At 42.1% G+C, this 14,102-nt stretch carries 10 protein-coding genes; 2 read left to right on the forward strand and 8 right to left on the reverse strand.

Going from position 1 to position 14,102, the window contains the following annotated elements:
• Window positions 1-204: 204 nt before the first annotated feature.
• The 4 genes from DBR43_RS18725 to DBR43_RS18740 all read right to left on the reverse strand — a co-directional run bounded on the left by DBR43_RS18725 (window position 205) and on the right by DBR43_RS18740 (window position 6,892).
• The gene (locus DBR43_RS18725; protein ID WP_124583557.1) at window positions 205-3,423 is read right to left on the reverse strand and encodes a TonB-dependent receptor; all 3,219 of its coding nucleotides are present in this window, start codon (window positions 3,421-3,423) and stop codon (window positions 205-207) included.
• A 148-nt stretch (window positions 3,424-3,571) separates the two neighbouring features.
• Window positions 3,572-4,609, reverse strand: coding sequence for a FecR family protein (locus DBR43_RS18730; protein WP_124583559.1), 1,038 nt, complete (start codon window positions 4,607-4,609; stop codon window positions 3,572-3,574).
• A 171-nt stretch (window positions 4,610-4,780) separates the two neighbouring features.
• A complete protein-coding gene (locus DBR43_RS18735; RefSeq protein WP_158622548.1) occupies window positions 4,781-5,374 on the reverse strand; it encodes an RNA polymerase sigma-70 factor in 594 nt (197 codons plus the stop codon).
• A gap of 111 nt (window positions 5,375-5,485) precedes the next feature.
• Window positions 5,486-6,892, reverse strand: a complete 1,407-nt coding sequence (locus tag DBR43_RS18740) for a S41 family peptidase (protein WP_124583563.1) — start codon at window positions 6,890-6,892, stop codon at window positions 5,486-5,488.
• A gap of 205 nt (window positions 6,893-7,097) precedes the next feature.
• Between DBR43_RS18740 and DBR43_RS18745 the strand changes: the two genes are divergently transcribed.
• Window positions 7,098-7,511: a GNAT family N-acetyltransferase gene (locus DBR43_RS18745; RefSeq protein ID WP_124583565.1), complete on the forward strand. Its 414-nt coding sequence runs from the start codon at window positions 7,098-7,100 to the stop codon at window positions 7,509-7,511.
• 23 nt (window positions 7,512-7,534) lie between these two features.
• Here the strand turns inward: DBR43_RS18745 and DBR43_RS18750 are convergent, their stop codons facing one another.
• The gene (locus DBR43_RS18750; protein ID WP_233603036.1) at window positions 7,535-8,452 is read right to left on the reverse strand and encodes a GNAT family N-acetyltransferase; all 918 of its coding nucleotides are present in this window, start codon (window positions 8,450-8,452) and stop codon (window positions 7,535-7,537) included.
• A 383-nt stretch (window positions 8,453-8,835) separates the two neighbouring features.
• On the opposite strand from DBR43_RS18750, the gene DBR43_RS18755 reads away from it, so the two are divergent.
• The gene (locus DBR43_RS18755; protein ID WP_124583567.1) at window positions 8,836-9,780 is read left to right on the forward strand and encodes a ketopantoate reductase family protein; all 945 of its coding nucleotides are present in this window, start codon (window positions 8,836-8,838) and stop codon (window positions 9,778-9,780) included.
• Window positions 9,781-10,086: 306 nt separating this feature from the next.
• Here DBR43_RS18755 and DBR43_RS18760 read toward each other — a convergent pair whose 3' ends face one another.
• The 3 genes from DBR43_RS18760 to DBR43_RS18770 are packed head-to-tail and all read right to left on the reverse strand — an operon-like array spanning window position 10,087 to window position 14,085.
• Window positions 10,087-11,682, reverse strand: coding sequence for an MFS transporter (locus DBR43_RS18760; protein ID WP_124583569.1), 1,596 nt, complete (start codon window positions 11,680-11,682; stop codon window positions 10,087-10,089).
• On the reverse strand, window positions 11,675-12,742 hold the full coding sequence (locus DBR43_RS18765; RefSeq protein WP_124583571.1) for an HlyD family secretion protein: 1,068 nt from the start codon (window positions 12,740-12,742) through the stop codon (window positions 11,675-11,677). Before DBR43_RS18765 ends, DBR43_RS18760 begins: the two co-directional genes overlap by 8 nt.
• Window positions 12,743-12,744: 2 nt before the next feature.
• The gene (locus DBR43_RS18770) at window positions 12,745-14,085 is read right to left on the reverse strand and encodes a TolC family protein (protein ID WP_124583574.1); all 1,341 of its coding nucleotides are present in this window, start codon (window positions 14,083-14,085) and stop codon (window positions 12,745-12,747) included.
• Window positions 14,086-14,102: the final 17 nt, after the last annotated feature.

A 14,102-nucleotide genomic window follows, 5' to 3' on the forward strand; every position in this document is an offset into this window, starting at 1 on the left:
TTAAGACCCTTGGTCTGATCGCTTTATGAATGGATTTATTTAATTTTTAAGGCAGTTTTTTACTGTTATACTGTTCGCGCCATTGGGGTAGCACAGATTTTTAGGCAGGGCTTCTCACAGCCCTGCTTTTTTTCTTTTATAACAGATCAAAGTCCCTCATTTTTATTGCTCCTTTCTTTATTTAAAAGTTGAACTTTAGGTTAATTAAAAATTATAATTTAATTGCAGACTAAAAGTACGGCCGATGCGCTGAGAGAATGTCTTCAGATCTCCGCTTTCATAATTATCTGTAAATCCAGGTTTTAGTAAAGCACGGTTATCACCTTCCGATACGCCTCCCTGCCCTTGCAGGTCATAACTCTTCTGGTTATTGTAATACTCTATTTTCTGATTCAGTAAATTGCCGGCATTTAATTTGATTTCAATTCCAGGCTTCACAAATTTATAGCTGACTTGTGCATCGAACTGGCTGTAAGGCCTCTGATAGTCAATATCGGCAGCGTTTACAGCAACAATATAAGTCTTGCGACCTGTTCTGTTGTACACCAGATTTAAACCAAGATGACTGCCATCATACTGTATCCCGGCATTTAGTAAATATGGAGTCTGCCCATATAAAGGTCTTTTAACTTTGCTCAAAACAGGTTCTTTTCCTGCTGTAGCACGAATGTTGCTTCGCACATCGGAATGAATATAGGTTGCGTTTCCAAAGACCGAAACATCGCTTAACCAGGCCAGGTCTGAAATAAAACTCAGCTTCTTACGAAACTCCATCTCCAGACCATAGTTTTTTGCCCAAACAGAATTGTCAAGAATATATTCAAATCTTCCATCAAGGGCCGTCCGTCTGGTTAACTCTACCGGCTTGTCGAAATAACGATAAAATGCGCCTACGGATAAGGTCTCGCCCAGCCCGGGAAACAACTCAGCTCTAAAGTCCAAGCCATCAACCCTGGTGCTCGTCACTCCTTCGCTATATACATAACCATCAAGATCAGGGTTATACATCTGGAATCTTACCCGCTCCAAAAATTCAGGACGTACTACCGTACGTGAATAGGCCAGGCGTAAATTAATTTTTTGTGTCGGACTATAGGTGAAATTTGCAGAAGGCAACCATCTCCAGGCAACATCCGAGGTATTGATGTCTGTATCCCCCAAAGCCGGCGCATTTGATGGGTTTCTTAATTCTTTATACTTATAATATTCCGCACGAACTCCCCATACCAATCTAAATTGTTCATTAAAACGGTTATCCAACATCAGGTAACCCGCGTGTTGCTGACTTTTACCTTCATAGCCATCAATTAACCAGGGTTGAACCTGCCAGACAAAACCTTTGGAGTTTAAATTTTCAGGTTTGATTTTCTCAGCAAGCGGCAAATACAGCAGGCTATCGGGTGTTATTTTGTCAAAATGATTCAACTGTGCACCTTGCCAGTCAAAGGTTAATTGTTTTCTCGTTCCGGAATAACCTGCTTTCAGGGTATTGCGTGTATTGGCCAGACTAAAGGGAGCTGATCCTGAGACATTCCAGTTATAATCAGTTTCTTTATTCAGGTAATGGTGACGGGAATTCGGAAAATCACCCGTTTGACTGGAATTGGTCCAATCCATCAATATATACTTACCATTCACCAGCTGAGGATATAAATCCCGGCGGATCACATCTTTCTGGTTACGTGTAATGCCTGTTCTGGCGATATCCCATTCCAGCTTTACTTTCCCTAGCTGGTGTTGCAATCCTAATTTATTTTGGAGTAAATCCAGAAAAGTAGGATTCACATTGATGCGTTGATTTGGAGGTCTGGTTGCAATTTCTGTTTCCGATGCAGTTTCCAGATAGTTATTAATAATACTGATATTATTTTCAAATTTTCTGGTATAGGTGTTTCTAAGGCTAATCCGATGATTTTTCAACTTCAGACCTGCGTTTAAGATGGCACCCCAGGTAGTATTAAAATTGTAGAAATTTCCATAGTTATTGGTTCCCATATTAAAGAACCCCCTTCTAAAATCACTTACATCGGAAATATTCTGTGTATTTCTGTAGCTTAAAGATCCGATCACCCCGAAGGTGCTTGAAGTATCGACATTCATCACACGTCCCAGGGTAAACTGGTAATTTTGAGCAATGGGTGCGCGCGACTTATACAAAGTCATGTTGTCCTGGGTAAAGCGTCTGCTTTGAGCAAATTTATCCTCTGCCCTTGGAATATCAGGACGGCTTGGGTTTAAATCTACTGTATATCTTAAATCTTTTGGAAAATCCCTTCTTCCGTCATCAAAGCCCAGGTAGTCATACTTTCCACGTTTAGGAGAATAAAAATCTTTGCCGGTGCTATTGTCATTTACTCCGGAGCCTATAGAGATACTGGTAAAATTTGCATCGGGAATATCTTTGGTATTGATTTGTACCAAACCACCAGCAAAACCGGCATTCATATCTGGGGTGATCGTCTTGCTCACGGTTACGTTATCGATCAGATTGGAAGGAATCAAGTCGAAAGAAAAACTTCTTCTTCCGGTTTCAGTACTGGGTAATACGGTACCGTCCAAAGTAGCTGAATTGTAGCGTTCGCCCATTCCTCTTACCACAATATACTTGTTGTCTACGGTAGAGATTCCGGTAATTCTTTTGATCGCTTCTCCCAGATTTGCATCCGGTGTTTTACTGATCTGTTCCGCACTGATCCCATTGCTCAGTTCCGCCGAGTTTTTTTGTTTTGCCAAAAGTCCTTCTGTCGATGTCTTTTTGTAGCCACCGGTAATTACAACCCCTGTCAGGGTTTCTGAAGCTGGTTTCATACTGATGCTCAATGGCGTATTTTGTCCAGATTTAACGATCACATCGGTTACTCTCCTACCCTGGTAGCTGACATAACTTATTTCCACCGTATAATTTCCCGGATCAAGGCTGATGCTAAACGATCCGTCCACAGAACTGCTTGCAGTACGGTTCAGTTCTACAATCTTAATCCCGGCACCAGGCAAGGGTTCACCTTTTTCGTCCAGGATTTTACCACTGATTTTACCCTGTTTTACCGGATCAGGAAGTTTATATAAAAGAATGGTTTTAGGATCGCTCACCTTGTAGGTCACCCCGGTTCCTTCCAGCATTTTCTGAACCACCTGTGCAACCGGCATGTCTTTTACATCGATACTGATCTGGTGTGCGGTTCTAAAAATTGCAGGATTATAATTGATGACACATCCTGCTTTGTCTTCTACGGCGGTCAGCCCTTTGGTCAGGTTTACATTTGACAGCTTTAAGCTGATTCTGTTTTCCATTGCATTCTGAGCCTTGGTATTTCCTGAAACACTGCAAATACAGCATGCCGAAAGTAAGGCCGTCATCACAAGGGATTGGTGTTTTATTTTATTGAAGTATTTTATTATTAAAAAGTATAGCGTTATATTCATTGAAAGTTTTTTAATTATCGAGAGTTACGAAACATTTTTAAGAACCGTCCTGTTACAGCAGGGCGGTTTTGTTTGTAATAATTATTGAGTTATATTTTTCATAGCGTAGCCGATAGGGATGTGGCGGGTTTTATAAAAACTTAGCTAATCATTGACAGTCCTCCCCCCATAAAGTAATTATTGTTTTATGTGTATTGAATTGATAATGGATCTTACCACTGCTCATGGTATGTAATTGTTCTACAATCTGTTTGATGTTTTTATTATGGAAGGTCGCATTGAAGCGGCACTTTAGCATTTGTTCATTTTTTACGTTAAAACTTACATTGTAACTTCTTTCCAGACGGGTAAGGATCATGCTCAGCAATTCATTTTTAAAGATGAACCTGTTTTCTGTCCAGCTGTTAAAATCGGCTGCTTTTGTCTCATTCACTGCATAGCTGGAATCCCTTAATTTATAGACCAGATTTTTTCCCGGAGTAAGGAAAGAAAGGTGTGTCAGTTTACCTTCATTTGAAGAAGAGATCCCAACTTTACCTGTACGTACAGAGATGCTGAAATGCTGGCTTCCCGGATAAGCATCGATGTTAAACGACGTTCCCAGTACCCTTGTTTGTAAATTGCCGCTATGAACGATGAACGGGCGGCTGGCATCAGATTTCACTTCAAAAAAAGCTTCTCCTTCGAGATGAATTTCTCTTGTTTTACCTTTTTCGAAATGTTGAGGGAAGCTCAGCTTACTCACCGCATTCAGATAAACCACCGAACTATCCGGGAGTAACAATTTAACTCTTTCTCCCCTTTTGGTGATTTTAGTCATCAGGGCGATCTGCTGATTTCCTTCTTTCGTTTCTGTCTTCACCGAATACCAACCCAAAGCAGCAGCACAAACCAGGATAAAGGAAGCCGCATATTTTAACCAGGATGAATTTGCTTTTTTAAGAAGATCCTCTTCTTCTGCGATTTTTGACCAGACCGATTGAAGCTCCACCTTTGCAGATAGAGAATCATCTCTCCAGCTATTGTCTTCATTCCATACTGCTGCAGTCGACTCCTCAAAAGATTCGTCCATTTCTTCCTGTTCGCGGATATGGAAAAATAATTCTTTTTCCTGTTCAGGAGTGGTATTCCCTTCCAGGTAAAGTTTAAATAATTTTTTTAATTCTTCGTTTGTATTCACTTTCATCAATTAAAACGGCCAAACTTCTGCCTGTCTATAAGTATATATCCCGCAAATGGAGGAGATGTCTAGCCGATGATGAAATATTTTTTAAAATAATCACAAAACATTGATAATCAGCACAAAAAAAACCTCCATTGATTAGAAGGAGGCTGATCATAATAGGGATAGATTGTTTTAAAGTGCTGAGGCCAGAGTACAGAGGACAAGTACGGTCTCCGGGGTATGAATTTTGAAATACTGTCTGATATGGCTTAAAGACTTGGCCATATGACTGTGAACGGTATTCTTGGAAATGTTCAACTGATTTGAAATGTGTTCGTAAGTAGCGCCTTCTTCACGGCTCAGCTTAAAGACCTTTTTACTCTGTGGCGGCAAACTACTAATTGCCCTTTCGGCCAGATTGCGGTAATCCTTTAAATCCATAAAACTGGCGATGGGATCGTAAACCTGTTCTGTTTTCAACTGTTCGTTCTGGTAGGCATCCGCTTTAGCTTTACGCTGAAATTCTTTGAACACCAGATTTTTGGTGATCGTTAGCAGGAAGGCATCAAAATCCCGGGATTCATCTATGGTATGTTTGTATTTCCAAAGGCGTACAAAGACAAGTTGGGTTAATTCAGCAGCAGATTCGGAACACCTCACAAAGCGATAAGCAAACTGATGAACTTTCCCCTTATAACGGTAATACAACTCATTAAAGGCAGCTGTATCACCTTCGCGAAGCAAAACAACTAATTTCTCAAGCAAGGATTTGTCTAACTGTTTCAAAATAATAGGGGATAAGATTTTTCAGTTTTTATACCCCCGAAAATAGCTCCCCTATTTTAACTTAATATTAAGCCTAAATCAAATGTGTTAACGTCTTTTCTATTTTTAAGATTATCGGTGAGTCAGCACCATACTTTGACTTGCTTTGCTCAGGTGACTATCGGACAGCACCACACTATTTTGAGTAGTAAACCGGGGTTCATTAACAGCCGAAAGCTTTTGACCGATCTTTCCCTGTGAAGAAATCTGAAGCAATGCTTTGCTCAATAAAGCATCATTTACATTTCCAAATGGAACCAATGGAAGCACAGAAAATTCGCTGACTTCTGTGTCCGGAAGAATTCCGGTATGGTATCCCCCCTGCCCCTGTGCATTGAATAATTTATAGATGATCGGATACATCTCCCAATCTACCTGTTTGGGGATCCGTTCATCCCGGATTAAAAAGCTGGCTTCGTCTTTACCCATTGTTTTTTCTCCTATAACTTTTACCTGCATATAAGGCCTAAGGTTATTGATAAGCACTTCTGACGCAGAGGCGGTGGCCCCTGTTGCCAGTACAAAGACGCTCTTCATACTGATGTTACTTTGAAGAAGGGAATTGAAATCCACCCTTTTATCGAAGGTGGCAGCCGCACCAATGGATTCTTTCCTTTGTCCTCCATTCTTATTTCCCTTGTAAATGATAAAATCTGTATTGTAATTTATGCCGGGAGCAATCATTGCGCATAACCCTGCAGCCTCCGACACATCCCCGCCTGAATTATAACGAAGGTCGATGATCAGGTCTGAAACCGCAGCATTTTTAAATTCGGAGAAAACAGAAAGAAGGGCCCTGCTCAAGCCTCCCGAGAAGCCGTCAATGTAAACATATCCAATTTTTGCTCCTCCCCATTCTATGACCTGATGAATCGGGGGCTGATCAAAAGTTAAACCCGCTATCATGTTCAGTTCCGGTTGATCCGTATAGGTTCCATCTTTTAATGTGGTCAGAACCAGATTAGTTGTTCTGCCAGTGAGCAATTCCTGATCAAGCGCAGCCGCATTACTGCTGCTAAAGACCTTCCCGTTTACCTTACGAATATAAGCCCCTCTTTTAAGGCCATATCTTTCGGCGGGCGAGCCTTTCAGGACACATTTCACCAGTCCAAAAACCTGCTGACCGAGCGGCTCCTGAATCACGGCATAATCAAATCCATATAAAGAGCGGGAACTGGAAACACCAGCCTGATTGGGCAGATAAAGCTGGGAAAAGCGGTCCGAAGTATTTTTCACTGAAGCAAAGAATGCCATTGGCGACTGGCCCAGGCCCGGTTTCTTCGGCAGTTCAGCAGCCCAGTAATAGTATCTGTTGAGGCTATCCAGAATCCAGGTATTGATTTGTTCATTACTCCCCTGGGGGTATTCCTTTTTTATATTGTCTTTCTTACAGGCACCAATCGTTGCTATTAATCCTATACAAAATCCCGAAATAATAAGTTTGATCAACCGACCAGCTCTTTTGTTTTGAATTTCCATTTTAATAGCGTTAGCATTAATTAGCTGAAGACAAATGTAATGCGGTACTATAAACAAATTGTTAAGTCCGCTTCAATTCCAACTCATTTATAGGGAGTTAAAAAATAGAATCCCGACGACGGCTTTTTTAGGTCATCTTTTTATCTTTACCAACCAGAATTACCCTGGGCTTTTGCAGTAAAAAGCCTGATTTTAACACGAAAACATGAGTTATATTACAGAATTTAAAGATATCCCGCTGGAAAGCTATTTAAGACTAAGAAAAGAATCGGGCTTGGGTGCCAAGACCGAAGAGGCCGGAAGAATCGGCTTAAAAAACTCCATATGCTCGGTATTGGTTTCTGATCCGGAATCCGGGCGTGCCCATATAGGAATGGGAAGGATCATTGGTGATGGTGGCTGCCATTGCCAGGTAACGGACATTTGTGTATTACCTGAACATCAGGGAAAAGGGCTTGGAAAAGCAATTATGGAAAAGCTCATGGAATTTATTAACAATGAACTTCCTGCTTCCTGTTACATCAGCTTAATTGCAGATGGAGATGCCTCTTTCTTATATGAGAAATTTGGCTTCAGGGATACCATGCCTGAATCGAAAGGTATGTATTATAAGAGATAGCCCTGCATAAGAAGTAGCCCTGCTTAAGCAGAAGTAAAATCCTCCCAGACCAGGGCGCTAATTCTCCAGCCTTCCCGGGTTTTGATAAACTGAAAGATCTTATTTCCGGATGCTTTAAATGGAACACCGTTTAAAGCTCCGCTTTTCTCATACTTTGAAAATCTCTGGGCGATGTTTCCGGAGATTTTTGTTGCTGCACTGACCTCCCATTCTTTGAATTCTTTTAAAGTTCCATCGGCAAGTATTTTCATTCTGGGTGTGACGAAAGACTCCAAATGATAAATCTCCTCCTCCAGTCCGGTTTTCTTTATAAAGACCGCTTCCGGCAGACAAGTTTCCCTCATTTCCTCCCAATCCGGCTGATGGCCATTTACATTGTTAAAAATGCCAAAGAAACGATGTACAAGTCGATTTAACAACAATTCATCCACCTCAATATCGTACAGGAACAGCTCCTTTCCCTCTACCTTTATTTCTTTATCCAGGACCAACCCCAGTCGTTCCAACAGCTGCATAGAACTGCTGTTGTGCTTTAAGGTTGTTGCCAGAATCCTGCGATGTCTGGCCAGCGTGGAAGGATGATTCAATACTGCAGATGCGGCTTCAAAAGCATATCCTTTTCCATTGTACCCCGGAAGAAAGGCGAAACCAATGTCATGATAATCCAGGTAATCCCGTTTGATCATGCTGACCATTCCAATAGGAACGCCTCCGGCTTTGAGCTTCACTACAGAATAGCCGAAATTAGGATTATCTATAATTTTCCGGATGTAAACTTCCGCTTCCTGTTTATTGTTTACGTTTCTGTCTCCAATAAACTTTTTCCAGCCCTCCGTATTCAACAGCTCCAGAATAAATTCAGCGTCATCTAATGTCATCCTGCTGATGAAAAGGCGGTCGGTTTCAAAAAACATAATGGTTTGACTTAGTGTCCATTTCAAAATTATAAATCATTTTAAACAAACACCTCCCAATCTGTAAATTGTTTTAAACAAATCCGAAAATTGTCATCAATATAAAATCCTAATATGAAAATCCAATATTGTGTGTACTTTGCTCCGCTTGCTGAAATAAATATTAAAACAATTTTTCTAAAGAGAAAATGAAAACATCATGATCTTACAGCCCGCATAATGACTGATGACCAAAATCATGATGGCTTCATGGCCAATAAACCAGGCTTAGGGGTTCTTGAGCACTACTGAACTGAACTTGAGAACTCTTAAGAACCTTTGAACTGAGCCTGCGAGCTCTTGAGAACCATTAAAAAACAATAAAAGATCAAAAAAAAACAATAAAAGGTCGAAAAAATAATGATATGCTGATGAAAACAAAAGAACTGACTATAATAGGACTCGGTGGTGTTGGGGGTTATTTCGGGTTTAAACTCGCACAGAAATATGCTTCATCTGATGCACTGAACATCTCGTTTGTTGCCAGGGCACAGACCTATGAGATCGTAAAAGAAAAAGGATTGACCTTACTTTCTGCAGAACACGAAAACCCCATTGCCCATCCCCATCAGATTTACAGCAATCTGGAAGAATTGCCTGCAACGGATGTATTCGTCATTTGTGTAAAGGAATACGATCTGGAAAACATTTGCCGGCAATTGAAATCCAGAATTAAGGATGATACCGTGATTTTACCCCTGATGAACGGCGTAGATATCTATGAAAGAATCCGTAAAATTATTTCCAATGGGATCGTACTCCCATCCTGTGTCTATGTAGCCTCCCATATTAAGGAAAAAGGCCTGGTAGAACATAAAGGCAATCCAGGTAAAATCGTAATGGGCAAAGACCCTGAAAATCCACAGTACGATGCCTTAGAGGTGGCAACCCTACTGAAAGATGCCGGGATTGACCTGGACTATAAAGAAGATTCCTTCCCTGATATCTGGACAAAATATTTCTTCATTGCCAGTTTTGGCCTGGTTACCGCGCGTTACAATAAATCAATCGGACAGGTAGTAGAAGAACCGGAACTCCACAACAGAGCAGCTTTGATTATGAAAGAAATTAAAGAGATTGCGAAAAAGAAAGAAGTGGCTATCTCTGAAGACATCATTGAAAAGACCTTTCAAAAAGCAGCATCCTTTCCTTATCAGACCCCAACTTCTTTGCAATTGGATGTGCAGTCGGGAAAAGCAAATACAGAACTTGAATTGTTTGCCGGGGCCATCATTGACTATGGAAAAGACTTAGAAATTCCAGTCGCCGAAACCCGGCAGATTTACAATGAAATAAAAGCAGGATTACTTCAGTAAATCCTCCGGCAGAATCCATAAAAAAAACGTATTTTTAAGTAGCAGATTTTGGATTATTTTAAAGATTAAACAAGGTTGAAACTGCTTCGGATGAAACCCGGATAGAACAGGGATCAAACAGGGATAGAACAGGGACAAATTCCGTGTTTGATCCCTGTTCTATCCCTTCTTTATGCTTCCCTAATCCCGGCTTCTTCCGAAGCGGATCCTAAAGTAGTATTTCGTCTTCAATCCCCTGTTAAAAAATCTCCTCATCGCCTCGCTGAACAGCTCTTCATTAAAGAGAAAATAGCCGCAGAAATTTCCTTAAAATCCTGCAGGTGCAGGGTGTTTTCCTTTGACATTGATGATCGTCCTGCTGATGACAGGCTGCAAAGCAATCAGCACAATGGTAATCAGACAAAGGATCGCAATCATTTCATAATAATCAATACAAAACTGAAGGAAAGCCTGCTTCTGAACGGCTTTATTTAGCAAACCTGTCGCCACCTTAGCCGCCTGATCTTTCAGCATCCCATGTCCTGACAAGGCAGACTGGTAAATATGCAGCCGTTCTGCCAGTCCGAAATCAAGCAAAGACAAGCCCTTCCCCATATCGTTGCTATGTCCCCCTTTGAAATACAGCTGACAATAATTGATCAGCGATAAGCTCAGGCTAAAAGTAGAGAAGCGAACGAAAACCCCGACTGAAGCCGCAGATTGTCCCATTTGTACCGGAACAGCCGAAACGATAAACATCACAATCGGCGACATCACCATCCCTGCCCCCAGGCCCTGAAGAAATAAAGGGATAATAAATGTTTCCGCATCTGCTTCCGAGGCAAAGAGAAAACACATCATTCCAAAAAATACCATTAACAAAGCGAAGCCCGCAATCCACAAAACCCGCAGCATCTTTTGCAGGATTAAAAAGCGGATAGCAATAAAAGATCCGGTAATGATGCCAAGGATGTTATAAATCATCAGCTCATTGGCATGCAGGGAATCCATCCCCAATACCGTGATAAAATAGGTGCTGGTTAATCCGAATGCTCCCCGGATCAGGTAAAGGATCACGAGAAAAACAATCCCGATGCTAAAATTCCGGTACTTAAACACAGAAAGATCTACCGTAGGACGCTTTAATGAGCGCTGTCTCAGGACAGAGGTCAGAAATAACAGCACAATGGCGATCATACTGTACACGATCCCTGAGTCTTCCAGCCAGTCCTTTTGCTGCCCGTAGATCAAAACATAGGCGATCAGCACGAGCATCACGACAAACAGTAAAAAACTGCCCCAATCCAATTGATATAAAGGTTTTTTCCGAAAAATATGAACCCGGTTTAAGATCATGAACAACAGAGCTGCACTAGGCAGAAAGCAAAAAATGATCGCTTTATACAGCACATTATATTCAAAATTCTCCACCAAAGGTGCTGCGAATAATGCCGTTACAGGCGATACACAGAGGATCATCGCATAAAATATGGTATAGCCCACCTCTCTGGAATGTTCAGACTTTAAGCGCCCGAACAACAGGTTTAAGCAAATGCTCGTAATTCCGCAATTCACCAGCCCCTGCAAAAAGCGGAAAGTAAATACCAGCCAGATCTCCCGGGTATGGTAACAGCAATAGGCAATCAGGATCTCCAGTACGATACAGATCAGCAGATACTCTTTAGTCACGATCCGTTCAAAGAACCTGCGTTCTACCCCTGCAAAACTGGCAATGGCCGCATAAAACAAAAGCAAAGAAAACTGCACATCAGCAGGTTCCATTCCATAATATCCCGCAGCAGCGCTTCCATCAGCCGTAGACAAAGCAAACAGCAATACAGAAGACAAGAGCAGCAGCATAATGCTCAGCCGGATCAACCATTCCGGTGCCCATGATTTAAAGATGGGGATTGCTTTAATCATGGGGACTGTTCTTTTTGATATGTACCGTAACGCTCATTCCTGCATTCAGGTTTGACAAGGCCGCCATAGCACCTTCCAGACGAATCCTTACCGGAATCCGCTGCGCAATTTTCACGAAATTCCCCGTTGCATTGTCCGGAGGTAAAAGCGAGAACCTGGAACCTGTAGCCGCCGATAAGGACTCTATTTTTCCCGAAAATTCTTTCCCCGGGAAGGCATCCACCTCGATGTCCACAGGTTCTCCAACATACATTTTTCCAATCTGTGTTTCTTTAAAATTGGCGATCACCCATTTCCCCGCATCACGGTCCACGATGTAAGCAATGGTTTGTCCGCTTTGGACCAGCTGCCCCGGCTGAATGGTTCTTCTGCCCATCTTGCCGTTATAAGGTGCTACAATTACCGTATAAGAAGTATTGAGGTCGTTCCTTTTTACCACAGCTGCCCTCCGCTGAATTTCAGAAAGCAATACTTCAGACTGTGCCCTGATTTCGTTTGTTTTGGAAAGTGCAGCAGCATAATCTTCCTGAGCGGCATTGTATTCCGCCTGGGCAACTTCCAGCATGCTCTGCATACTTTCCAATTGCTGGCGGGTGGCAGATTCGGCCTCAAATAATCTTTTATAACGGTCGTATTCTGCCTGCTGTTTCCAGAGTTTTGCTTTTGCAGCCGCAATTTTTGCCTTGCTCGCCCCTGCACTTGTACCGGCGGTCTGGATATTGCTCTGCAATACAGAAACCTGTGCTTTGGCATTAGACAGGGAAGCCAGGGCCTCGTCCTGCTGAACGGTATAGTCGCTGTCGTCGATTACCAGCAGGGTATCTCCCTTTTTCACTTCCTGGTTCTCTACATACCGTACCGATTTTATATAACCATTTACCCTGGAGGTAACCGGATTGATGTATTCTTCTACCTGGGCATCATTGGTATCCTCATACCTTAAATAAGTAAATACCGTTCTTGTCCCCCAAAACAGCAATACGACCAATACGATGGCCGCAATCATGGTCGTGACACGTGAAATTATTCTATCTGTTTTATTTTGTTGTTTAGTGCTCATTTTTATAGGGTGCCTACTGCTTTTTGTAATTGATAATATTGAATTCTGGCGTTTACCTTTGCGGTAGTCAGCTCAAACCGCGATTGTAACAGCTGTGTTTCTGCATCCAGCAGGTCGGTCAGTAAAGCCAGCTGGTTGAAATAAGTATTTTGTACGATGCGATAACTTTCCGAAGCCTGTGTAATGTTTTCTGAGGCCACTTCTATTCTTTTCAACGATTCTGTATACCGGATATAAGATTCCTGGACCTCCTGACGAAGGTTTTCCCTGACCTCTTCGTCCTCAACTTCCTGTCTGTGGAGCTGAATTTCCGCCACTTTCACCTTGTGTTTATTCGTATAGAAAGACGAAACAGGCACTTTTAACTTAATCCCGGCCATTCCATTGCTATACAGCGAAAGGGCATAAGGGTAAAACTGGATTTGCGGGTACGCATACATGTACTCCCCAAACAAACCGATTGAAGGCAGCACATTGGATTTCACCTGCTTCAGCTTTAATGCGCTCAGTTCCTGTTCTTTTTTTGAGATCTGAATTTTAAAGGAGCCGGATTCTGCTTCAGACAGGTAGTTCGATAAACCTTTTAGCAATACCGGATCGGCTTCCGCATCAGAAACGATGGGATTACACCGCACATCATCTGCATTACCGGTCAAAAGGTTGAGTTTTTGCGAGGCGATCACAATGCTGTTTTCAATCTCGGTCAGCATCATCCTTTGTTTCGACAAGCGAAGTTCCGCACGCAGGACATCACTTTTAAGAACCGTTCCGTTTTTATACAATTCATTGATCTCATGAAGCTGCTTTTCCCGGTCCTTAATGTCTTGCAGCAGCAGGAGCTGGTAAGATTTATTGCGGTAGACATCGTAAAAGTAAACCGCGGCGATGTAATGGATTTCCTGTTTGGTCAGGTTCTTTCTGGCAATTGCCAGCTCATTCTCTCTCCTGGACGAAGCAATCTCCCTGTTGGTTTTTCCTCCGTTGTAAATGTTCAGATAGGCATCTGCAGAAACCTTGTAATATTTAGGTTCTACCGGATACTGTGAGGGGGTATGAAACAAACCTTTTTCATAAATCGGCATTTGAAAAATATTCGCCAGTACGCCATTTGCGGCGATTTCCGGCAGTCTTTCTGACCGGGCTACCTGGATTCCGGCTTCAGCAGCCAATACTTCCAGCTGCTTCATCTGAAGCTTCTTGCTGTTGCTGTCGGTTAACTGCCAGACCTCTTTGATGGTAAGTGGGATTTCGGGACTTGAGGGCTGTTGTGCATGGACGAAAAGAGAGGATAAAAGAACGGACATGCACATCCCAAACTTTCTTTTATACGGACTAAAATTCATATAGATTAATTAATGGC

The sequence above is a fragment of the Pedobacter sp. KBW06 genome, assembly GCF_003852525.1.
Taxonomy (GTDB): domain Bacteria; phylum Bacteroidota; class Bacteroidia; order Sphingobacteriales; family Sphingobacteriaceae; genus Pedobacter.

What these genes read in the sequence shown, in the direction of transcription:
- DBR43_RS18725 (WP_124583557.1), bottom strand. Translation starts at nt 3,423, where the DNA reads ATGAATATAACGCTATACTTTTTAATAATAAAATACTTCAATAAAATA.
- DBR43_RS18730 (WP_124583559.1), bottom strand. Translation starts at nt 4,609, where the DNA reads ATGAAAGTGAATACAAACGAAGAATTAAAAAAATTATTTAAACTTTAC.
- DBR43_RS18740 (WP_124583563.1), bottom strand. Translation starts at nt 6,892, where the DNA reads ATGGAAATTCAAAACAAAAGAGCTGGTCGGTTGATCAAACTTATTATT.
- DBR43_RS18745 (WP_124583565.1), top strand. Translation starts at nt 7,098, where the DNA reads ATGAGTTATATTACAGAATTTAAAGATATCCCGCTGGAAAGCTATTTA.
- DBR43_RS18755 (WP_124583567.1), top strand. Translation starts at nt 8,836, where the DNA reads ATGAAAACAAAAGAACTGACTATAATAGGACTCGGTGGTGTTGGGGGT.
- DBR43_RS18760 (WP_124583569.1), bottom strand. Translation starts at nt 11,682, where the DNA reads ATGATTAAAGCAATCCCCATCTTTAAATCATGGGCACCGGAATGGTTG.
- DBR43_RS18765 (WP_124583571.1), bottom strand. Translation starts at nt 12,742, where the DNA reads ATGAGCACTAAACAACAAAATAAAACAGATAGAATAATTTCACGTGTC.
- DBR43_RS18770 (WP_124583574.1), bottom strand. Translation starts at nt 14,085, where the DNA reads ATGAATTTTAGTCCGTATAAAAGAAAGTTTGGGATGTGCATGTCCGTT.